This window comes from Plebeiibacterium sediminum, assembly GCF_026013605.1.
GTDB classification, from domain to species: Bacteria; Bacteroidota; Bacteroidia; order Bacteroidales; family Marinilabiliaceae; genus Saccharicrinis; species Saccharicrinis sediminus.
This window is the reverse complement of the sequence record NZ_JAPDPJ010000291.1, coordinates 1-524: the sequence shown is the minus strand read 5'-3', so window position 1 is coordinate 524 and position 524 is coordinate 1. Positions and strand designations below refer to the sequence as shown.

Annotated in this window: 1 protein-coding gene; it reads left to right on the top strand. The window is 38.7% G+C overall.

Translation table 11 applies throughout. From position 1 onward, the window contains the following. The coding region (locus OM075_RS25510; protein ID WP_301193378.1) for a TonB-dependent receptor plug domain-containing protein at positions 1 to 524 on the top strand (524 nt) is incomplete at both ends.

Here is a 524-nt window from a genome sequence, read left to right as displayed (position 1 = left end):
AAAGTTGCAGGAGTTCAGATTACATCAGGTGCTAACCCTGGAGCAACGCAAAATGTTATTATTCGCGGAGCTTCAAGTTTTGGGTCAAATCAACCATTGTATGTTGTAGATGGAGTTCCTCTTGTAAATAATCAAAATGCCAATGCTGATCGCTTGAATAGTTATGTTGATTTTGGATCAGGATTAAATGCAGTAAATCCTGATGATATTGCTGATATTTCGGTTCTTAAAGGGGCTGCAGCAACTGTATTGTACGGATCAAGAGCTGCCAATGGTGCAATTTTGATTACGACTAAGTCTGGAAAGAATACAGACGGTAAAATGAAGTTTAAATATTCAGGAAGTATTGGTATTAGTGAAATTAGTCGTGTCCCAGAGATGCAAAAGACATTTGGACAAGGTTGGTCTGGAATGCATGCATTAGATGAAAATGGTAATTGGGGACCAAGATATGATGGCCAAATGCGCCCATGGGGTAATGTTGTTGATAATTCTCAGCAAGTAGCACCTTTCTCATATATTGA